This window comes from uncultured Streptococcus sp., assembly GCF_963516575.1.
Taxonomy (GTDB): domain Bacteria; phylum Bacillota; class Bacilli; order Lactobacillales; family Streptococcaceae; genus Streptococcus.
Map to the genome: position 1 here is coordinate 25,254 of NZ_CAUQCP010000011.1, position 21,039 is coordinate 46,292.

21 protein-coding genes and 1 pseudogene are annotated in these 21,039 nt (G+C 40.2%); 17 read left to right on the forward strand and 5 right to left on the reverse strand.

What is annotated here, in order from left to right; all coding sequences use genetic code 11:
• Positions 1-10: 10 nt before the first annotated feature.
• Positions 11-853, forward strand: a complete 843-nt coding sequence (locus tag RWM06_RS03090) for an NAD(P)H-hydrate dehydratase (RefSeq protein WP_313970081.1) — start codon at positions 11-13, stop codon at positions 851-853.
• A gap of 312 nt (positions 854-1,165) precedes the next feature.
• Here the strand turns inward: RWM06_RS03090 and RWM06_RS09685 are convergent.
• Positions 1,166-1,293 (reverse strand): annotated as a pseudogene (locus RWM06_RS09685) (IS5/IS1182 family transposase); the annotation flags it as partial.
• A gap of 310 nt (positions 1,294-1,603) precedes the next feature.
• Here RWM06_RS09685 and rpiA point away from each other — a divergent pair.
• The 6 genes from rpiA (at position 1,604) to deoD (ending at position 9,083) form a co-directional block, all read left to right on the forward strand.
• Positions 1,604-2,287 (forward strand): ribose-5-phosphate isomerase RpiA, encoded by a 684-nt coding sequence (gene rpiA, locus RWM06_RS03095; RefSeq protein ID WP_313970082.1) that lies wholly within the window; start codon positions 1,604-1,606, stop codon positions 2,285-2,287.
• 23 nt (positions 2,288-2,310) lie between these two features.
• Positions 2,311-3,522, forward strand: coding sequence for a phosphopentomutase (locus RWM06_RS03100; protein WP_261232446.1), 1,212 nt, complete (start codon positions 2,311-2,313; stop codon positions 3,520-3,522).
• Position 3,523: 1 nt separating this feature from the next.
• Positions 3,524-4,084: a DUF1697 domain-containing protein gene (locus RWM06_RS03105; protein WP_313970083.1), complete on the forward strand. Its 561-nt coding sequence runs from the start codon at positions 3,524-3,526 to the stop codon at positions 4,082-4,084.
• Entirely contained in the window at positions 4,081-4,890 is an 810-nt protein-coding gene (locus tag RWM06_RS03110; protein ID WP_313970084.1) for a purine-nucleoside phosphorylase, read from the forward strand. The genes RWM06_RS03105 and RWM06_RS03110 overlap by 4 nt, the downstream gene beginning before the upstream one ends.
• A gap of 234 nt (positions 4,891-5,124) precedes the next feature.
• Positions 5,125-7,854, forward strand: coding sequence for a thiol-activated cytolysin C-terminal domain-containing protein (locus RWM06_RS03115; RefSeq protein ID WP_313970085.1), 2,730 nt, complete (start codon positions 5,125-5,127; stop codon positions 7,852-7,854).
• A gap of 518 nt (positions 7,855-8,372) precedes the next feature.
• Complete coding sequence (gene deoD, locus RWM06_RS03120) at positions 8,373-9,083, forward strand: purine-nucleoside phosphorylase (protein WP_000022091.1); 711 nt, start codon at positions 8,373-8,375, stop codon at positions 9,081-9,083.
• Positions 9,084-9,108: 25 nt separating this feature from the next.
• Here the strand turns inward: deoD and RWM06_RS03125 are convergent, their stop codons facing one another.
• The 3 genes from RWM06_RS03125 to coaA all read right to left on the reverse strand — a co-directional run bounded on the left by RWM06_RS03125 (position 9,109) and on the right by coaA (position 10,910).
• A complete protein-coding gene (locus RWM06_RS03125; protein ID WP_313970086.1) occupies positions 9,109-9,633 on the reverse strand; it encodes a DNA topology modulation protein in 525 nt (174 codons plus the stop codon).
• Positions 9,634-9,685: 52 nt separating this feature from the next.
• Positions 9,686-9,922 (reverse strand): 30S ribosomal protein S20, encoded by a 237-nt coding sequence (rpsT, locus tag RWM06_RS03130; protein ID WP_001274000.1) that lies wholly within the window; start codon positions 9,920-9,922, stop codon positions 9,686-9,688.
• Positions 9,923-9,989: 67 nt separating this feature from the next.
• Positions 9,990-10,910 carry a type I pantothenate kinase gene (coaA, locus tag RWM06_RS03135; protein ID WP_313970087.1) on the reverse strand — a complete coding sequence of 307 codons (921 nt, stop codon included), beginning with the start codon at positions 10,908-10,910 and terminating at the stop codon, positions 9,990-9,992.
• 201 nt (positions 10,911-11,111) lie between these two features.
• On the opposite strand from coaA, the gene RWM06_RS03140 reads away from it, so the two are divergent.
• From RWM06_RS03140 to RWM06_RS03185, 10 genes are all read left to right on the forward strand, one after another.
• On the forward strand, positions 11,112-11,873 hold the full coding sequence (locus RWM06_RS03140; RefSeq protein WP_313970088.1) for a hypothetical protein: 762 nt from the start codon (positions 11,112-11,114) through the stop codon (positions 11,871-11,873).
• 11 nt (positions 11,874-11,884) lie between these two features.
• Positions 11,885-12,289 carry a hypothetical protein gene (locus RWM06_RS03145; protein WP_313970089.1) on the forward strand — a complete coding sequence of 135 codons (405 nt, stop codon included), beginning with the start codon at positions 11,885-11,887 and terminating at the stop codon, positions 12,287-12,289.
• 209 nt (positions 12,290-12,498) lie between these two features.
• Positions 12,499-13,089, forward strand: a complete 591-nt coding sequence (locus RWM06_RS03150) for a class I SAM-dependent methyltransferase (RefSeq protein ID WP_313970090.1) — start codon at positions 12,499-12,501, stop codon at positions 13,087-13,089.
• Positions 13,086-14,363, forward strand: coding sequence for a pyrimidine-nucleoside phosphorylase (locus RWM06_RS03155; RefSeq protein WP_313970091.1), 1,278 nt, complete (start codon positions 13,086-13,088; stop codon positions 14,361-14,363). Before RWM06_RS03150 ends, RWM06_RS03155 begins: the two co-directional genes overlap by 4 nt.
• 19 nt (positions 14,364-14,382) lie before the next feature.
• Positions 14,383-15,045, forward strand: a complete 663-nt coding sequence (deoC, locus tag RWM06_RS03160; protein WP_313970092.1) for a deoxyribose-phosphate aldolase — start codon at positions 14,383-14,385, stop codon at positions 15,043-15,045.
• Entirely contained in the window at positions 15,032-15,421 is a 390-nt protein-coding gene (locus RWM06_RS03165; protein WP_313970093.1) for a cytidine deaminase, read from the forward strand. The genes deoC and RWM06_RS03165 overlap by 14 nt, the downstream gene beginning before the upstream one ends.
• Positions 15,422-15,510: 89 nt before the next feature.
• Entirely contained in the window at positions 15,511-16,563 is a 1,053-nt protein-coding gene (locus RWM06_RS03170) for a BMP family protein (protein WP_313970094.1), read from the forward strand.
• Positions 16,564-16,706: 143 nt separating this feature from the next.
• Positions 16,707-18,242, forward strand: a complete 1,536-nt coding sequence (locus RWM06_RS03175; RefSeq protein WP_033681960.1) for an ABC transporter ATP-binding protein — start codon at positions 16,707-16,709, stop codon at positions 18,240-18,242.
• Positions 18,235-19,293 carry an ABC transporter permease gene (locus RWM06_RS03180; protein ID WP_313970095.1) on the forward strand — a complete coding sequence of 353 codons (1,059 nt, stop codon included), beginning with the start codon at positions 18,235-18,237 and terminating at the stop codon, positions 19,291-19,293. Before RWM06_RS03175 ends, RWM06_RS03180 begins: the two co-directional genes overlap by 8 nt.
• Before the next feature lie 2 nt (positions 19,294-19,295).
• Entirely contained in the window at positions 19,296-20,252 is a 957-nt protein-coding gene (locus RWM06_RS03185; protein WP_000029122.1) for an ABC transporter permease, read from the forward strand.
• Between the two features lie 37 nt (positions 20,253-20,289).
• Here RWM06_RS03185 and plsY read toward each other — a convergent pair whose 3' ends face one another.
• On the reverse strand, positions 20,290-20,931 hold the full coding sequence (gene plsY / locus RWM06_RS03190; protein ID WP_070527256.1) for a glycerol-3-phosphate 1-O-acyltransferase PlsY: 642 nt from the start codon (positions 20,929-20,931) through the stop codon (positions 20,290-20,292).
• Between the last annotated feature and the right edge of the window lie 108 nt (positions 20,932-21,039).

The window sequence follows — 21,039 nt, forward strand, 5'->3', positions numbered from 1 at the left end:
GGAAAAAACGATGAAAGTGATTGATCAAACCTTACTAGAAAAAGTTATTATTGAACGTTCTCGTACAAGTCATAAAGGAGACTATGGTCGTCTGCTGCTGTTAGGTGGTATCTATCCTTATGGTGGTGCCATCATCATGGCCGCTTTGGCAGCTGTTAAAAGTGGAGCTGGTTTGGTGACCGTTGGAACGGACAGGGAAAATATTCCAGCTCTGCACAGCCATTTACCTGAGGCTATGGCCTTTTCTCTTCAAGACCAGCAATTGTTAAAAGAACAATTGGAGAAGGCAGAAGTTGTCTTGCTGGGGTCTGGTTTACGAGATGATGCTTTTGGAGAAGATCTAGTTAAACAGGTCTTTGATCGCTTAAGACAAAATCAGATTTTGATTGTAGACGGAGGTGCCTTGACCATTCTTGCTAGAACAAGTTTGTCGTTTCCATCTAACCAGCTTATCCTAACTCCCCACCAAAAAGAATGGGAAAAGCTGTCTGGTATTGCTATTGAAAAGCAAAACGAAGATGCAACGGCTAGTGCCCTGACTTCCTTCCCTCAAGGAACAATTTTGGTAGAGAAAGGTCCAGCTACTCGTATTTGGCAAGCTGGCCAGTCTGATTATTACCAGTTACAGGTTGGCGGTCCCTATCAGGCGACTGGTGGTATGGGAGATACACTTGCTGGGATGATTGCAGGATTTGCAGGCCAATTCCAACAGGCCAGTCTCTACGAGCGTGTGGCAGTAGCGACTCATCTTCATTCAGCTATTGCTCAAGAACTAGCTCAAGAACATTATGTGGTCTTGCCGACGGAAATCAGTAATTATCTTCCAGAAGCAATGAAAAATGTCTCAAAATAGGCTGGGCTAGAATTTAATTTGAGTGGGAAATTTAGAAATATGTTCTAAGATAAAACGCATAATATCAAGTTTTTTATACCTGATAATATGCGTTTTTATAATTTTGAAATCTCTGTGATCTTTTATACTCATTTAAAATGATACTGTACCTTTTTGTTGACAATTCATTAAAAAATATAGCAGATTGGAATAAGATTTAGATAAATCACTTGGGGCATTCAAATTAATTTTTAAAAATGCTTTAGAAGTTAATTTGTGCTATTCTAACTTCAATTTACTATATCTTAGTTCAAGTAGACATCCTGAGGAATGTTAATTACTTTTAAAACCAATCATTTCAATAATTAGATTCATTCTCAATCCAACCTTTTCCTCCAACTTCGATAGGCTGTTGAAAAAATTTTAAAGAACTTTACTTTGCCAAATATATTTTCTACCCTATTCATATCTCTACGCTATCACTTTTTGTATCACAGGAAGTCAATTATGAGAAATTTGAGAAAAGACAGTTTAAATGGAAAAAAGAAACGGAAATAATTTTATAATAATGAATGTTCTTGTTTAATTGCTTTTTTTATTCATTTTATAAATTTTTAAAAATGATAATAAAGAATTTCTGAAATGAAAATATTTTCAATCTCATTTTATTGTTTTAATGTTGCCGCAAATAGAATATTTGATGTTTCCAATTTTTGAATAATAAAGGTATACATGATATAATGAAAGTAACTCTTTAATGGAGGTGTTTGAGTGGAAAATCTGAAGAAAATGGCAGGTGTCAAGGCTGCTAAATTTGTCAAGGATGGTATGGTTGTCGGACTGGGAACGGGTTCTACTGCCTATTATTTTGTCGAAGAAATCGGTCGTCGTATCAAGGAAGAAGGCTTGCAGATTACAGCTGTAACGACTTCTAGTGTGACTAGTAAACAGGCTGAAGGGCTTAATATCCCGCTCAAGTCTATTGACCAAGTAGACTTTGTTGATGTGACAGTTGACGGGGCGGATGAAGTGGATAGTCAGTTTAACGGAATCAAAGGCGGTGGTGGTGCCCTTCTGATGGAGAAAGTTGTCGCAACGCCTTCAAAAGAATACATTTGGGTGGTGGATGAAAGCAAGCTAGTAGACAAACTAGGTGCTTTTAAATTGCCTGTAGAAGTGGTTCAGTATGGCGCAGAACAAGTCTTTCGTCGTTTTGAGCGAGTTGGCTACAAACCAAGTTTCCGTGAAAAAGACGGCCAACGTTTTGTGACCGATATGCAGAACTTTATCATTGACCTTGCCTTGGATGTCATTGAAGATCCAATTGCTTTCGGGCAAGAATTGGACCATATCGTTGGTGTTGTAGAGCACGGATTATTCAACCAAATGGTGGATAAGGTCATCGTAGCTGGACGAAATGGTGTTCAGATTTTAACTTCAACAAAAGCAAACTAATCAACATAATAAGGAGACACATTATGTCAAAATTTAATCGTATTCACTTGGTGGTACTGGATTCTGTGGGAATCGGTGCTGCACCAGATGCCAATAACTTTGTCAATGCAGGGGTTCCAGATGGTGCCTCTGACACACTGGGACATATTTCAAAAACAGTTGGTTTGAATGTGCCAAATATGGCTAAAATTGGTCTTGGAAATATTCCTCGTGAAACTCCTCTCAAGACTGTACCTGCAGAAAGCAATCCAACTGGATATGCAACAAAATTAGAAGAAGTATCTCTTGGTAAGGATACCATGACTGGACACTGGGAAATCATGGGACTCAACATTACTGAGCCTTTCGATACTTTCTGGAACGGATTCCCAGAAGAAATCTTGACAAAAATCGAAGAATTTTCAGGACGCAAGGTCATTCGTGAAGCCAACAAACCTTACTCAGGAACAGCCGTTATCGATGACTTTGGACCACGTCAGATGGAAACTGGAGAGTTGATTATCTATACTTCAGCTGACCCTGTCTTGCAAATTGCTGCCCATGAAGACATTATTCCTTTGGATGAATTGTACCGTATCTGTGAATACGCTCGTTCGATTACCCTTGAGCGTCCTGCTCTTCTAGGACGTATCATTGCTCGTCCTTATGTAGGTGAACCAGGCAACTTCACTCGTACAGCAAATCGTCGTGACTTGGCTGTATCTCCATTTGCACCAACTGTGTTGGATAAACTCAATGAAGCAGGTATCGATACTTATGCTGTTGGTAAAATCAACGATATCTTTAACGGTGCTGGTATCAGCCATGATATGGGTCACAACAAATCAAATAGTCATGGAATTGACACACTGTTGAAGACTATGGGCCTTGCTGAGTTTGAAAAAGGATTCTCATTCACAAACTTGGTGGACTTTGATGCCCTATACGGCCACCGTCGCAATGCTCATGGTTACCGTGATTGTTTGCATGAGTTTGATGAACGCTTGCCTGAAATTATCGCAGCCATGAGGGAGAACGACCTTCTCTTGATTACTGCGGACCATGGAAATGACCCAACCTATGCAGGAACAGACCACACTCGTGAATATATTCCATTGTTGGCCTATAGCCCTGCCTTTAAAGGAAATGGTGTCATTCCAGTAGGGCATTTTGCAGATATCTCAGCGACAGTTGCGGATAACTTTGGTGTTGAAACTGCCATGATTGGGGAAAGTTTCTTAGATAAATTGGTATAAGATGACGCGATATGCTTTACTTGTTCGGGGCATTAATGTAGGTGGGAAAAATAAAGTTGTCATGGCGCAACTTCGTCAAGAACTGACAGAGTTGGGACTGGAAAAGGTTGAGACCTACATCAACAGTGGCAACATTTTCTTTACTTCGACAGCTCCCAAAGCCCAATTGGTTGAAAAGTTAGAGGCTTTCTTTGCAGTCCATTATCCATTTATTCAGAGCTTTTCCTTGCTGAGTCAGGAAGACTATGAAGCAGAGCTGGAGAATCTGCCAGATTGGTGGATCAAAGACCTAGCTCGAAAAGATGTCCTCTTTTACACGGAGGGCTTGGATGTGGCTCAAGTCATTGAGAAAGTTGAAAGTTTGGAATTGAAAGATGAAGTGGTTCATTTTGGGAGACTTGCGATTTTCTGGGGGAAATTCTCTGAGGAATCCTATTATGCAACTGCCTATCACAAGTACTTGCTCAAGATGCCTTTTTATCGCAACATCACCATTCGCAATGCAAAAACCTTTGACAAAATCGGTCAAATGCTAAAGAATAATAAAGGAGACACACAATGACATTTTTAGATAAGATCCAAGAAACAGCTGCTTTTCTGAAAGATAAAGGAATCCAAGCGCCTGAGTTCGGTTTAATCCTTGGATCAGGACTTGGAGAATTGGCAGAAGAAATCGAAAATCCAGTTGTAGTAGACTATGCTGAGATTCCAAACTGGGGCCGCTCTACAGTAGTTGGTCACGCTGGTAAATTGGTATATGGTGAACTTGCAGGGCGCAAGGTCTTGGCTCTTCAAGGTCGTTTTCATTTCTATGAAGGAAATCCTCTTGAAGTCGTGACTTTCCCAGTACGTGTCATGAAAGTCCTCGGATGTGAAGGTGTCATTGTAACCAATGCAGCTGGTGGTATTGGTTATGGCCCAGGTACTTTGATGGCTATCTCAGACCATATCAATATGACGGGGCAGAACCCATTGATGGGTGAAAATTTGGATGATTTTGGCCCACGTTTTCCAGATATGTCTAAGGCCTACACACCAGAATACCGTGCTACTGCCCATGAAGTGGCTAAAAAACTTGGTATCAAGCTTGATGAAGGTGTCTATATTGGTGTAACAGGTCCGACTTATGAAACACCAGCAGAAATTCGTGCCTATAAGACACTGGGAGCAGATGCAGTCGGTATGTCTACGGTTCCTGAAGTTATTGTGGCAGCCCACTCAGGTTTGAAAGTTCTTGGTATTTCATGTATTACTAACCATGCTGCAGGTTTCCAAGAAGAACTCAACCACGAAGAAGTTGTAGAAGTGACTGAACGTGTTAAAGGTGATTTCAAAGGCTTGCTGAAAGCTATTCTTGCTGAACTATGAGAAAGAAAAATAAGTAGGAAAGCATTTCTGTAAGATGGAAGATGAATGAAACAATTAACTTCTATATAGAATTATGATATGAAAAACGAATGAGGTTCCTATACTTTTACAAACCTCATCAAATCCTTGCTAACCAAATATAAAAATGAAACTGTGACGCTAAAGGAGACTAGCTGATTGGAGAATATTGTTGGTAAAGAGGGTGAAAAAAATAAAAGAAAGATATATGAATAAATGAGAATTGATCAACGAATTATGCGTTTTGGTATAAAAAAACTAAGTATCGGAGTTGTGTCTGTTGCAGTTGGTTTTGCTTTTTTAGCACCGACAGGAATTTCTGCCAATGAAGGAAATCCAGTTGTGAAAAATGAGACTCCTCTAGTAGTAAATGCAATATATAGTCCTGTAAAAGAAAGTACTGATAAAAAACAGGAAATATCTATTACAGAGGAGAAAACTACAGCTACTCAATCAACTTTAGAGTCAAAAGAAGTTGTTAAAAATCAGAAAGAAAAAGAAGGAGAAGGATTATATAAAAGAGAATCTGCTGTACCTCATGAGGAATTGAAGAAAGAGGAAATTCTAAAGGATGAGCCGAAAAATTCTCGTCCAGTAACAGAGGCAGACTTTGTCAAAATTTCTAAAGGAGAACTCCATGTAGAGAAGGATCTTGTCGATAATTCTTTATATGGTGGAAAATTTTTAGATCCTGATGGAGATGATGATCATGATGGAATAAAAAATAAGGATGAATTGTATATTTACAATAAAGATGGGAAAGATTATTTAGGTTACCATAGCCATCCATTACTAGCAGATAGTGATGGAGATGGATTAGCAGATGGAGAAGATGATAACAAGAAACAATGGTATGTCACAGATCGTGATTCCCTCCTTTTTATGGAGTTGGCTTATCGTGATGATGATTACATTGACAAAATTCTAGATCATAAAAATCCTTTTCCAAGTCTGTATCTTGATCGTCAAGAATATAAAATGATGCACAATGAGTTAGCCCCATTTTGGAAGATGAAAAAGGCTTATCATACAGCAAGTGGCTTGGATGCTTTCTTGTTTGAAACTAAGAGTGATCTTCCTTATTTAAAAGACAATACTGTTCAAATGTTGGCTATTCGTGGAACGCGAGTTAATGACGTCAAGGATTTAAGTGCGGATTTGGTTTTATTTGGTGGAAATAAACCTGCACAAGCGGATGATATCCGTAATGTTGTAAAAGAACTGGCGCAGGATTCCAGCATTACCAATCTGTATATGACAGGTCATTCGCTGGGAGGATACTTAGCTCAAATAGCAGCGGTTGAAGCTTATCAGAAATATCCTACTTTTTATAATAATGTTTTGAAAAAAGTTACGACATTTAGCGCTCCTAAAGTAATTACTTCTCGAACTATTTGGAATGCTAAAAATGGTTTCTGGGATGTAGGGTTAGAAAGTCGTAAGTTGGCTTTATCTGGAAAAATAAAACATTATGTGGTCGATAATGATAATGTTGTGACATCTTTGATTCGTAATGATAATGATATTGTAACTTTCACAGGTAACTCTAGTTTCAAGCACCGTTCGCGTGGTTATTTTGAAAGTAGAATGAATGATATCCCGAATTTTAATATTGGAAAACGTGATACGCTTGATAAACAGGGATATCGTGATCAAAAATTGGACAAAGTTTATTTCTTTAAGAAACAACAAGTCCCTCTGTCGTCTAGTAAACCAAGCGCTGAACCTCTTGAAAATATAGCTCTAGGGAAACGAGTAACTCAAAGTTCGACAGCTTTTGGAGGAGATGCTAGAAGAGCAGTTGATGGTAAATTAGATGGAAATTACGGACATAATTCTGTTACTCATACAGATTTTCAATCAAAACCTTGGTGGCAAGTCGATTTAGATAAGGAAGAAACGATTCGTCAGATTAATATTTACAATCGAACAGATGCTGCTCAAGATAGACTGACAAATTTTAATGTGATTCTTTTGGATAGTTTTGGAAAAGAAATTGAAAGAAAGCGCATTGCATACTTGCGTGATAGTTCCGCTCAGATTTCAATTGATTATAAGAAAGCTCGTTTTGTACGCATTGAGTTAGATGGATATAACGCTCTCAGTCTTGCAGAAGTTCAGGTTTTTCGCGCTGAAAATATCGCTTGGAAAAAACAAGCTAAGCAAAGTTCTACTGATTTTGGTGGAGATGCTAGTCGTGCCTTGGATGGCAATACCAATAGTAGTTATAGCCAGCAATCAATTACCCATACAAAATTTGAAAACCAACCTTGGTGGGAAGTTGATTTAGGTCGTACAGAACAGGTAGGACTTGTTCGCCTTCATAATCGTGGGGATGGAGAACTTTCTAAACGTCTCTCAGACTTTGATGTGATTTTATATGATGAAAAAGGTACAGAAGTTGCTAGACAATATGTTTCTAAACTTGACGGAACGAGCTTGGATGTTCAATTAAATGGGAAATTGGGTCGCCGTGTTCGCATTCAATTGCGTCAAAAAAATCAAGCTCTCAGCCTTGCAGAAGTAGAAGTTTTTCGATTTGTAGCTAAAAATAATGTAACTACTCAAGCTTCTAAGCCTGTACAACTGTTAAACTACACTCCTGTAAAAGATAAAACCCTAACTATTCAACATAGTGGTGCTTATATTGCACGTTATTCAATATCGTGGGAAGAAGTTACAGTAGATAAAGATGGAAATTCAGTTGTTCGCAGTTATTCTTGGGAAGGGAATGGACGCAATCAGACCGCAGGCTTTATCCTCAATCTCCCAATTAAGTCTAATATGCGCAATCTTCGAATTAAGATTGAAAAGAGAACAGGTCTTTTTTGGAATAGATGGCAAACAATCTATGATAACAGACCTCTCCTGGCCCAACCACATCGAAAAATCACTCACTGGGGAACAACGTTGAATTCCAAGGTGAGTGACGATGATGTCTTGTAATCTGACGATACAATGACAGTTAGATAATTTAGTTTATAAAAAAACTACCTGAGCTCGAATAGGACTCAGGTAGCTATCTGTGAGAGAATAAAATTAAAAAGAAAGGTAGAGTGAGGTGTTCTAATTTGAACATGAGCGGAAAACTCGGAAAATAGATAATCTGACTGAGAAATCAGGATTTCTCGTCAGATTCCTAATTTTCAGTCGTTTTCTTGTCGCTCTCTAATCTTCATAAAATAAAGAAAGGATGGGTAAACCGTATTTGCTGAACTGAATACGGGCGGAGAACTGTGTAAAAAAGATAAACTGTCTAGCATCTGCGATGCGTCGTCAGTTTCCTATTTTTACTTTGTTCTCTGTCGCTATCCTAAATATACAAAAAAGAAAGGTAGAGCGTGTGTTTTGATTTGAACACGAGCGGAAAACTTGGAAAATAGATAATCTGACTGAGAAATCAGGATTTCTCGTCAGATTCCTAATTTTCAGTCGTTTTCTTGTCGCTCTTTGTATCATAAATTATGTCTATCCATATTGCTGCTCAGCAGGGTGAAATTGCTGATAAAATTCTTCTTCCTGGGGATCCTCTTCGTGCCAAGTTTATTGCGGAGAACTTCCTTGAAGATGCTGTTTGTTTTAACGAAGTTCGTAACATGTTTGGTTATACTGGTACTTACAAGGGGCACCGGGTATCTGTCATGGGGACTGGGATGGGAATGCCATCTATTTCGATTTATGCGCGCGAGTTGATTGTTGACTACGGTGTGAAAAAATTGATCCGTGTGGGAACTGCTGGTTCTTTGAATGAAGATGTTCACGTTCGTGAATTGGTCTTGGCGCAGGCAGCTGCAACCAACTCTAACATCATCCGCAATGACTGGCCACAGTACGATTTTCCACAAATCGCTAGCTTTGATTTGCTGGACAAGGCCTACCATATCGCCAAAGAACTCGGTATGACCACCCACGTTGGGAACGTTTTGTCTTCTGATGTCTTTTATTCAAACTACTTTGAAAAGAACATCGAACTTGGCAAATGGGGAGTCAAGGCTGTGGAAATGGAAGCAGCAGCACTTTACTATCTGGCAGCCCAACATCATGTTGACGCGCTTGCTATCATGACCATTTCTGATAGCTTGGTCAATCCAGACGAAGACACAACTGCAGAAGAACGCCAAAATACCTTCACCGATATGATGAAGGTTGGCCTAGAAACCTTAATTGCAGAATAACTATAGCAAAAAAGGAAGCCCTTCTTTATGAATTGGAGGACTTCCTTTTCTTATCTAGAAATTGGTCTATCTCTTTTTGTGATCTGAGGATGACCACTTTATATGGATAGTTTTTTTGAATCCACTTGTAGCGTTCCTTAGCGGATTTGCTCCGTCCGTCCCAAAGAATCCATCGAATAAACTCCCAATTAAACTGTTCTTGACAACCAGCTGCCATACTTTCTCTGATCTTACCTCGGTATGTGAGATATCGTTTAAAGGCTCGTAGCAGACAATTCCAGCGAGAAAAATTGAGAAAGATGATTTGGTCAGCTTCCTGCATTCTTTCCTCGTAATAGCACCAAGAATAATTGCCATCAATGACCCAATCTTCATGCTTGGTGAGAAAGCTTTTCATCTCGCTCAACATCCATTCGCGATCGCTGTCTTGCCAACCAGGTTGAAATTGTAGTGTGTCCATATGAAGTTTTGGGATGGAGTAGTGGAGAGATAACTTTTCAGCTAGCGTTGACTTACCAGCACCAGAATATCCGATAATTGCGATTTTCATTTTCTACCCTTTCCTATTTGGAGACAAAAAAACAGCCTCTATGGACTGTTTCTTATTTAGCAAGTTTAGCTGAAAGACGAGCTTTGTCGCGGCTTGCTTTGTTTTTGTGAATCAAACCTTTAGTTTCTGCTTTATCGATAGCTGAGCTAGCAGCACGGAAAAGTTCTTCAGATGGGTTTGCTTCAAAAGCTTTGATAGCAGTACGCATAGCTGATTTTTGAGCCGAGTTTTTTTCGTTTTGTTTAACGTTCAATTCAGCGCGTTTGATAGCTGATTTAATGTTTGCCAATGTTCTTACCTCCATATTTACTAACTATACCATTATATCTGAAAACTTACGTTTTGACAAGGGGAAATTATTTTTTTAAGTAAATTTCATCGATTTCATGGTTCTTTGTTTTATGAAGAATTACTTCTGCACGATTTCTGGTCGGTTCAATATAATTTTGTAAATTTGTGAGATTGATACTGGTCCAGACCTGATGGGCAAAGGATTCCACTTCCCCAATCGGCATTTTTGTAAAACGATAATAGTAGCTATCAGGGTCGTTTTGGGCTAGGCTCAGCATTTTCAAGAAACGGTCGAGATACCAACTCTCGATGTCATCGACTGCAGCATCAACATAGATGGAAAAGTCAAAGAAATCAGTGATATAGAGACGCTCGTTTTGTGGATTTTGAAAGACGTTAATCCCCTCGACAATCACAAAGTCAGCTGCTTTTACTCGTTGTTTTGCTCCAGGAACGATGTCGTAGACTTCATGAGAATAGACAGGAATATCTACATCTTGTCCATTTTTGATGCGGTCCAAGAAGTTGAGAAGAGCTTCCATATCATAGCTTTCAGGAAATCCCTTACGATTTAGAATCCCTTGCTCAATCAAGGTCTGGTTGGGGTAGAGAAAGCCGTCAGTCGTTACCAACTCAACCCTAGCATCTGTAAGCGTACGGGATAGTAGGATTTGAAGTAGGCGACTAGTTGTTGATTTTCCAACGGCAACACTACCAGAAACCCCAATGATAAAAGGCTGGGATTTGCTTTCGCGTTGAAGGAAAATTCCTTTTGAAAAGGCCAAATCATCCTTGGTACGCTTATAAATCTGGATGAGATGGGCTAGGGGAAGATAGACATCGGTAACATCCTGCAAGCTAATCTGGTCATTAAAACTCTTAATGGATTCTAATTCCTCTTCTGTCAAAGGAGGTGTCGTCTTTCGATGTAAAGATTGCCAAGTCTGGCGGCTGATTTTTTCAAAATGTAAAAATTCGTTGGTCATTTGTTTTCCCCTAAATATTTTGTCTATCATACCATAAAAAGCTAAAAAAATAAAGCGGTTTCTTGACAGGTGCTAACTTATTGTTGTATAATAAAAGTGGTTAGAGATTGCTAGCAATGTGAGAGAGGAGTGATTGTTATATAACATTACTAATCAATCATAAATCGCCCAGATGTTTGCTTAAAGAAAGGAGTAAGAGCTATGGCAAGCAAAGGAAAAATTCTCATTTTGTTGGGTGCATTTGTATTAACATTTGGTTTGTATTCAGTAAATACAGTATTTGCTACTGATTCAGTGAATGTTATCGAAAATAAAGATGGTCATGTACTTAGAGTCCCGAAAGATGTCAAAAAAGATGAAATTTTATCTGAGAACGATAAGGCTGTTCGCTATAGGTTGGATAAAGTTGTTTCTGCAACAGATAATAAAGGAGTAGAATATTCTGCTCCAGCTATTGTGGACACTCGCATAACCAGAGAAGCAGACAATCTCGTTAGTGGTAGGACGGATTATCTAGTAGATTTAAGAGAACTGACAGTTGTGGAAAAACCTTTTTCCAAATTGAGTAAATTGACTGGTCAATTTTTTGGAATTCAGACAGTTTATGCTCAAAATTCTTATAATAATTCTTCTAATAGCACATGGGATGATACGGGAAGTGTCCGTCTCTATATGACAGTTAAATGGACTAAGTATGATGACGGTTCTATCAATATTACCAATGTTTCTGGAGGTTACTCTATCGCTGAGAGTGACATTACAGTCACAGATTCAAGCCTTTTTGTTGGATTAGGTTGGCAAACAAAAACATTTAATCTTGGTGGTCAAGGAGATTGGAGTTGCTATCCTGAGTTTTCAAGAGAAGGAAATCAAGGTTGGGTAACTCACAAATATAGTAAATATACAGTATATCTTGACCGATATGGCTCCAAATGGAATGTTGTTTTAGATAATGTTTTATAGGAGGAAATGCTATGAAGACTCTCAAAAGCTATTTATTGGAACTCTGTTTTATTTTAAGTTTTGCACTACCTTTTTTAAAAGGAGCGAATGCGGATAATGGTAGACGTTTTGTGGAAACCTATTACGGTTTTACTTTTTTGATGGAACATGCCATTGTAACAGCTGTCTTTATCTGTTCGCTCTTGATTGCTTTCTTCCTAAAAAAACGGTGGACGAAATGGCTTGCTGCTGGTAGTTATCTATTTTTGATTTTGTGGATTGCTACAGAGGGTTATTTCTTCCGCATGTCACTAGAAGATTTGATACGACTTTGGACAAGTTTGGAATTCCTGACAAAAACGTATCAGTTGGGCTTTTATCTAAACATCTTGTTGGGAATTTTGTTGATAATTAAGTATCTGAAGGTTAAGCAATAGTCATAAAAATGAGCCTAATTATAGATGATAAATTTGTTGTTTTATCCTGACTATGATATTTCTGGTTCTAAATGGTTTATCATTTATCTATAAGTGTTGAAAGAGATTGAAGAAAAGGTTTTACCTACTAGCTTTCTTCAGTCTTTTTCGTTTTATTATCAATTTGTAAACGATTTACAATTTAAGTCAAATTATGGTAAAATAGTTTCATGAGTAAAATGTATTATGCAGAAAATCCTGACGCCGCTCATGACATTCATGAGTTGAGAGTGGACTTGTTGGGAGAAAAAATGACCTTTTTGACAGATGCGGGTGTTTTTAGCAAGAAAATGGTTGATTTTGGAAGTCAACTCTTGCTCAAGTGTCTAGAGGTCGATGAAGGAGATTCTGTCCTTGATGTAGGCTGTGGTTACGGACCTTTGGGTTTGTCCTTGGTTAAGGCTTATGGAGTTCAGGCAACCATGGTCGATATTAATAATCGTGCCTTGGATTTGGCACGACAAAATGCTGAACGAAATAAAGTAGAAGCGACGATTTTCCAGTCCAACATCTATGAGCAAGTTGAAGGCACATTTGACCATGTCATTTCCAATCCCCCTATCCGTGCGGGCAAGCAAGTGGTTCATGAAATCATTGAGAAAAGTAAAGATTTCTTGGTAACTGATGGGGATTTAACAATCGTTATCCAGAAAAAACAAGGGGCTCCAAGTGCCAAATCCAAGATGGAAGATGTGTTTGGCAATTGTGAAATTGTCAAAAAAGATAAGGGATATTACATCCTTAGAAGTGTGAAAGAATGAGAGCAGTTGATTTAATCCAAAAGAAACGAGACGGTCAAGAATTGACTTCTAGTGAAATTGAATGGCTGGTAGAAGGCTATGTGTCAGGAACTGTTCCTGATTATCAGATGTCTGCCTTTGCTATGGCTGTCTATTTCAAAGGAATGACAACTCGAGAAATATCTGATTTGACCATGAAAATGGTTCAGACAGGGCAAGAGTTTGATTTATCAGCTATTGATGGGGTTAAGGTTGACAAGCATTCTACGGGTGGTGTTGGCGATAAGGTGACCTTGATTTTGGCTCCTCTTGTTGCTAGTTTTGGTGTGCCTGTGGCAAAAATGAGTGGTCGTGGTCTCGGCCATACTGGTGGGACAATTGATAAATTGGAGTCCATTAAGGGTTATCAAGTGGAACGCAGTCAAGAAGATTTCATTCGTCAAGTTCAGGATATTGGTGTATCTGTCATTGGGCAATCAGACCAGCTGGTCAAAGCAGATAAGCTTCTCTACGCTCTCCGTGATGTGACCGCAACTGTTGACACGATTCCTTTGATTGCGAGTTCGGTGATGAGTAAGAAAATCGCGGCAGGAGCGGATGCTATTTTGCTAGACGTGACTGTCGGTGAGGGTGCCTTCATGAAAACGGTTGATGAGGCGCGTGAGTTGGCTCAAACCATGGTGGAACTTGGTAAGGCGATTGGTCGAAAGACGGTAGCAGTGATTACGGATATGAGTCAGCCCTTGGGACGAGCGATTGGAAATCGTCTGGAGATCCTTGAAGCACTGGAGATTTTACAAGGTCAAGGTCGTCAGGATATTACCCACTTCATCTGTGAGTTGGCTCAAATTATGCTTGGCCTGGCAAATGTAAATAAAACAGTTGAAGAAGTTCGCCAACATCTTGAAAATGGCCAAGCGCTAGCTAAGTTTGAGGAGATGGTGCAAGCCCAAGGTGGAGATTTGGAGGACCTCTATCGCCCTGTAAATGTAGCCCATGTGGTAGAAATCCCTGCTCAGGAAACGGGTGTCATTTCAGCTCTTCCAGCAATGAAATTTGGCCTCTATGCTATGAGACTGGGGGCAGGCCGTGCAGTCAAGTCTGATGCCTTGGACTATGAAACAGGAATTGTTTTTGAAAAGAAAGTTGGAGATTCCGTTCAAAAGGGAGAAATTGTTGCAAAAGTATACACAAATGGAAAAATTTCTCCTCAGCTAGTTACAGATTTTCAAAAATATGTTAAAATAAATGACAGGGTGCAAAGTTTACGAGAAATTATAGAAATTATCTCATAAACCGCAGGAGAATCCGAATATGAAATTAAATAAATATATCGATCATACGCTTTTAAAACAAGATTCGACAGAAAATCACATTGATTGTTTGTTGTCTGAGGCTAGAGAGTATGATTTTGCCAGTGTTTGCGTCAATCCGACCTGGGTTGAACATGCTAAGAAAGGGCTTGAAGGCACAGATGTTAAGGTCTGCACAGTAGTAGGTTTCCCTTTGGGAGCAACAACTTCAGCAGTGAAAGCTTTTGAAACAAAAGAAGCTATCCAAAATGGGGCTGATGAGATTGATATGGTGATTAATGTCGGTGCCCTCAAATCAGGTAATCTTAATTTGGTTGAATCTGATATTCGCGCAGTCGTGGAAGCAAGTGGTGACAAGTTAGTGAAAGTCATTATTGAAGCGTGCTTGTTGACGGATGATGAAAAGGTTGTGGCTTGCCAATTAGCCCAAAAAGCTGGAGCTGACTTTGTCAAAACATCTACTGGCTTTTCAACTGGTGGTGCGACGATAGCAGATGTTAGATTAATGCGTGAAACAGTTGGTCCTGATATGGGAGTCAAGGCTGCTGGTGGAGCCCGTTCTTATGCAGATGCTCTTGCCTTTGTGGAAGCAGGGGCGACACGTATCGGAACGTCAGCTGGGGTAGCAATTTTAAAAGGAGAATTGGCAGATGGCGACTACTGAGTTGATTGAACTGGCAATTGAAACCAGCAAGCAAGCCTATGTGCCCTATTCTCATTTTCCAGTCGGAGCTGTTCTGGTGGCGAAAGATGGGAACACTTATACAGGTGTCAATATTGAAAATGCTAGTTATTCTTTGACCAACTGTGGAGAGCGTACAGCAATTTTTAAAGCAGTTTCCGAAGGCAAAAGAGAATTTTCAGAATTAATTGTCTATGGACAGACTGAAAAACCAATTTCACCATGTGGTGCTTGTCGCCAAGTGATGGCTGAATTTTTTGAACAAGATCTAAAAGTGACCTTAGTCGCAAAAGATAAATCGACGGTCGAGATGACGGTCGGGGAGTTACTTCCATACTCTTTTACAGACTTAAACTAGTCTGAGTCGCTCTCTGAGTGGCACGGTCCTTGTGGCCAACCAATCCATACTTGCAACATCGTTGCACATCTTATTTAGGAGGTTCAGTAATGAACAAGAAACAATGGCTAGGCCTTGGTCTAGTTGCAGTGGCAGCAGTTGGACTTGCTGCATGTGGTAACCGCTCTTCTCGTAACGCAGCTTCATCTTCTGATGTGAAGACAAAGGCAGCAATCGTCACTGATACTGGTGGTGTTGATGACAAATCATTCAACCAATCAGCTTGGGAAGGTTTGCAAGACTGGGGTAAAGAACACAATCTTTCAAAAGATAAAGGTTTCACTTACTTCCAATCAACAAGTGAAGCTGACTATGCTAACAACTTGCAACAAGCGGCTGGAAGTTACAACCTAATCTTCGGTGTTGGTTTTGCCCTTCACAATGCGGTTGAAGAAGCAGCAAAAGAGCACACTGATATCAACTATGTCTTGATTGATGATGTGATTAAAGACCAAAAGAATGTTGCTAGCGTAACATTTGCTGATAACGAAGCTGCTTACCTTGCAGGTGTTGCAGCAGCTAAAACAACTAAATCAAAACAAGTTGGTTTTGTAGGTGGTATTGAGTCTGAAGTTATCTCACGTTTTGCAGCTGGATTTAAAGCTGGTGTTGAGTCAGTAGATCCATCTATCAAAGTACAAGTTGATTATGCTGGTTCATTTGGTGATGCAGCTAAAGGTAAAACAATTGCAGCAGCACAATACGCAGCTGGTGCGGACGTTGTTTACCAAGCAGCAGGTGGAACAGGTGCTGGTGTCTTTGCAGAAGCAAAATCACTTAACGAAAGCCGTCCTGAAAGTGAAAAAGTTTGGGTTATCGGTGTTGACCGTGACCAAGTAGCAGAAGGTAAGTACACTTCTAAAGATGGTAAAGAATCAAACTTTGTTCTTGTATCTACTTTGAAACAAGTTGGTACAACTGTAAAAGATATCTCTAACAAGGCAGAAAAAGGTGAATTCCCTGGCGGTCAAGTGATCGTTTACTCATTGAAAGATAAAGGGGTTGACTTGGCAGTGACAAACCTTTCAGAAGAAGGTAAAAAAGCTGTCGAAGATGCTAAAGCTAAAATCCTTGATGGAAGCGTAAAAGTTCCTGAAAAATAATGGATGGAAGTCATTTCTTAGGAAGCGGCCTTTGGCCGCTTTTTTAAGAGTTGAGACAAAGTCATTTTGTCTCAGTAAAGCTTGCTACTAGAGAAACTAGCAAGTTTTATTGAAATAAAATAAGACTCTGAAAGGAAGAGCACATGGCACACGAAAATGTCATTGAGATGCGTGATATTACCAAGGTGTTTGGTGAATTTGTTGCCAACGACAAAATCAACCTGCACCTACGAAAAGGTGAAATTCATGCACTTTTAGGAGAAAATGGGGCTGGTAAGTCCACGCTAATGAATATGTTAGCAGGGCTTCTTGAACCAACCAGTGGTGAAATTGTGGTCAACGGTCAAGTTGTCAACCTCGATTCACCATCTAAAGCAGCTAGCTTGGGAATCGGAATGGTTCACCAACACTTTATGTTGGTAGAGGCTTTCACGGTGGCTGAAAACATTATTTTAGGAAGTGAATTGACTAAAAATGGTGTGCTAGATATCGCTGGAGCTAGCAAAGAAATCAAGGCTCTTTCTGAACGTTATGGCTTAGCTGTTGATCCTTCTGCTAAGGTGGCAGACATCTCAGTTGGAGCCCAACAACGTGTAGAAATTTTAAAAACCCTTTATCGGGGGGCTGATATCCTGATCTTTGACGAACCAACGGCTGTCTTGACTCCGTCAGAAATTGATGAGTTGATGGCTATTATGAAAAATCTTGTCAAAGAAGGAAAATCAATTATTTTGATCACTCATAAGTTGGATGAAATTCGAGCAGTTTCTGACCGTGTTACAGTTATCCGTCGTGGGAAATCAATTGAAACTGTCGAAATCGCAGGGGCTACCAATGCTGATTTGGCAGAAATGATGGTAGGTCGTTCTGTTTCCTTTAAGACAGAGAAACAAGCTTCTCAACCAAAAGAAGTGGTCTTGTCTATTAAAGACTTGGTGGTCAATGAAAACCGCGGTGTTCCAGCTGTGAAAAATCTGTCCTTGGATGTTCGTGCTGGAGAGATTGTTGGTATTGCAGGGATTGATGGAAATGGTCAGTCTGAACTGATTCAAGCCATTACAGGTCTTCGCAAGGTTGAATCTGGTAGCATTGAGTTAAAAGGAGATTCAATTGTAGGCTTGCATCCACGTCAGATTACAGAGTTGAGTGTTGGGCACGTTCCAGAAGACCGTCACCGTGATGGTTTGATTTTGGAAATGATGATTTCTGAAAATATTGCCCTTCAAACCTACTACAAAGAACCACATAGTAAAAATGGAATTTTGAACTATTCAAATATTACTTCTTATGCTAAAAAGTTAATGGAAGAGTTTGATGTTCGTGCTGCCAGTGAATTTGTTCCTGCAGCTGCACTCTCAGGAGGAAATCAACAAAAAGCAATTATTGCTCGTGAAATTGATCGAGATCCTGATCTCCTTATCGTCAGCCAGCCAACTCGTGGGTTGGATGTCGGTGCCATTGAATATATCCACAAGCGCTTGATTGAAGAGCGTGATAATGGGAAGGCTGTCCTTGTTGTCAGCTTTGAATTGGATGAGATTTTAAACGTCTCAGACCGTATTGCCGTTATCCACGATGGTAAGATTCAAGGTATTGTATCACCAGAAACAACCAATAAACAAGAACTCGGTGTCTTGATGGCTGGTGGAAACTTGGGAAAGGAGAAGAGTGATGTCTAAAAAATTACAACAAATTTCGGTTCCCTTGATTTCTGTCTTTCTAGGAATTTTGCTCGGAGCCATTGTCATGTGGATCTTCGGTTATGATGCTATTTGGGGCTACGAAGAATTGTTCTATACAGCCTTTGGTAGCCTGCGTGGGATTGGAGAAATCTTCCGTGCTATGGGGCCTTTGGTCTTGATTGGTCTTGGTTTTGCTGTTGCCAGTCGTGCAGGTTTCTTTAATGTCGGGCTTCCTGGTCAGGCCTTGGCTGGTTGGATTCTTAGTGGTTGGTTTGCCTTGTCGCATCCAGATATGCCACGTCCCTTGATGATTCTAGCAACCATCGTGATTGCCCTGATTGCTGGTGGGATTGTTGGAGCGATTCCGGGTATTCTTAGAGCCTATCTAGGGACGTCAGAGGTTATCGTCACCATCATGATGAACTACATTGTCTTGTATGTAGGAAATGCCTTTATCCATGCCTTCCCTAAAGACTTCATGCAAAGTACAGATTCTACGATTCGTGTTGGGGCTAATGCAACCTACCAGACACCTTGGTTGTCTGAGTTGACTGGTAACTCGCGGATGAATATTGGTATTTTCTTTGCCATCATTGCCGTTGCAGTTATTTGGTTCTTGCTCAAGAAAACAACTCTTGGTTTTGAAATTCGTGCAGTTGGTCTTAATCCACATGCTTCAGAATATGCTGGTATTTCTGCCAAACGAACGATTATCCTATCAATGATTATATCAGGTGCATTGGCAGGTCTTGGTGGAGCTGTTGAAGGGCTTGGAACCTTCCAGAACGTCTATGTTCAGGGGGCGTCATTGGCTGTCGGATTTAACGGGATGGCGGTTAGTCTGCTTGCGGCTAACTCACCAATTGGTATTCTCTTTGCAGCCTTCCTGTTTGGTGTTCTCCAAGTTGGAGCCCCTGGTATGAATGCAGCGCAGGTACCGTCTGAGCTTGTCAGCATTGTAACAGCGTCTATTATCTTCTTTGTCAGTGTTCATTATCTTATCGAACGCTTTGTCAAATCGAAAAAACAAGTTAAAGGAGGTAAGTAAAGATGTCTATTACAACCTTGCTCACCCTCTTGGTGTCTTCTATGCTGATTTACTCAGCACCCCTCATCTTTACAAGTATCGGTGGTGTTTTCTCTGAACGTGGTGGTGTGGTAAACGTCGGCCTTGAAGGAATTATGGTTATGGGTGCCTTTTCTGGAGTTGTCTTTAACCTTGAATTTGCAGAACAATTTGGAGCAGCAACTCCATGGCTATCCTTGCTTGTAGCAGGATTGGTTGGAGGTCTCTTCTCCATCATCCACGCAGCAGCGACGGTTCATTTCCGTGCAGACCATGTTGTCAGCGGTACTGTCTTAAACTTGATGGCGCCAGCCTTGGCTGTTTTCTTAGTGAAAGTTCTTTATAACAAAGGACAAACCGACAACCTAAGTCAGACTTTTGGACGCTTTGACTTCCCAGTCTTGGCAAATATCCCAGTGATTGGTGATATCTTCTTCAAATCAACAAGTCTGCTAGGTTATATCGCGATTGCCTTCTCATTCCTTGCTTGGTTTATCCTCTTTAAGACTCGTTTTGGTCTTCGTCTTCGCTCTGTCGGTGAACACCCTCAAGCAGCGGATACCTTGGGAATCAATGTCTACAAGATGAGATATCTAGGAGTTATCATTTCAGGTTTCCTAGGTGGAATTGGGGGAGCGATTTATGCTCAATCAATCTCAGTTAACTTCTCAGTGACAACTATTGTTGGACCTGGATTTATCGCCCTTGCTGCGATGATCTTTGGAAAATGGAATCCAATCGGAGCCATGCTATCTAGTCTCTTCTTTGGACTTTCACAAAGTTTGGCTGTTATCGGTTCTCAATTGCCATTCCTACAAGGAGTGCCTGCGGTTTACCTTCAAATCGCACCTTATGTTTTGACAATTCTTGTCTTGGCAGCCTTCTTTGGAAAAGCAGTCGCACCAAAAGCAGATGGTATCAACTATATCAAATCAAAATAAGCATACAAAAAAACGTCAGTTCTGTTCAAACTGGCGTTTATTTTTTAGAATTTTGATGGGTTAAGTTTAATCCCCAAGGAACAAGATTTTCAGTCTTATTCTGGATACGTGTGATATTATCCTTATGTCGAATGATAATCAAACTAGCCAGTGCTAGGATAATAGCGATGAAGAGAGGGTCATAATTGCTCAGGATAAAACCAAAAAGTGGAAAGAGTAGAACTCCGATGACAGCCGCAATCGATGCTGTGACACTAGACAGTGAAATCATACTACCAAGATAGAGGGTTCCAAAGAAAACAACTGCAAGGTAGAGACAGAAGACAGGCGCAAATCCGAAAATCACTCCAGCACTGGTTGCGACAGCCTTGCCTCCCTTAAATCCTGCAAAGATAGGGAAGGTATGGCCAATAACAGCCAAAAGTCCAAAGATGAGAGGCGAAACGCCTTGCAGATGAAACATAATCGGAAGAAGGGTTGCTAGGGTTCCTTTGAAAAAGTCAATTACAAAGGTCGCCATACCCGCTTTCTTACCTAAAATACGGAAGGTATTGGTTGTCCCAGTGTTACCAGAACCATGCTCGCGCAGATTGATTTGAAAGAATACTTGTCCAATCCAGAGACCAGACGGAATCGAACCCAGCAGATAGGCTAGGATTAATAAAACTATTGTAATCATACTCCTATTATATCATGAAATGGAGAAGAAAGGCAGAGAATCTCTTCTGAAATTGCTAAATTCCCAAACTAAGTTCCACCGCTAGTAGAAGTGGAAGTTAGTCTGATA